Below are 528 nucleotides of genomic sequence, written 5' to 3'. Positions count from 1 at the left end.
CCCAGCGGCGGGAGGAAGTTTCGTCCTTTACCGGTCAGGACTCATCAGGCGGTGAAATCTAGATCTTCTAATTCAGCGAGTGCATCCTCCAAAGCTACATAAATTCGGCCATGGCAGTATTCAAGGTGTTTTGCGTAAGCCTCCGGCTCATTGATTAAGGAAGTGTTAGACGCAAAATCGATAACTGTTAAATTGATAATGGTGTTCTCAATCTTTGCTTTAGTGTGAACTAAACAGTCCATAAGCGAGTTTACATTGACTACTAAGTGGACCCATGAGGAAGGGGAATGTTTATCCTCATTGTCGGTAAGATTCTCGCTGTAGTTGTTGGCTTCTACTTTCACAGCCCGTGCTAACTGTTCCAAGTAGTTGCTGATGTTTTCCCTGGTTAAGGGTTCGTTGGGATTCTGGACTTGGGCTTTTAACCACAGAGAGGAAACCTGTACGCTAATATTTTCAATGGACTTTAAGACTTCCTCTTTTAGCTGTTTGGTGTATTGGGTTTGTGGGTTTCGCTGGTTTGTGCTA

The 528-nt window shown here is 43.9% G+C and carries 1 protein-coding gene; it reads right to left on the bottom strand.

Annotated features, from left to right (window positions below):
- Window positions 1-44 precede the first annotated feature (44 nt).
- Window positions 45-528 (bottom strand): hypothetical protein (locus ACTIE0_RS24970; protein WP_439517088.1); only part of this gene is annotated, 484 nt, incomplete at its 5' end.

Source organism: Limnospira sp., from assembly GCF_051859755.1.
GTDB classification, from domain to species: Bacteria; Cyanobacteriota; Cyanobacteriia; order Cyanobacteriales; family Microcoleaceae; genus Limnospira; species Limnospira fusiformis.
This window is presented reverse-complemented; position numbering and strand designations above follow the sequence as displayed.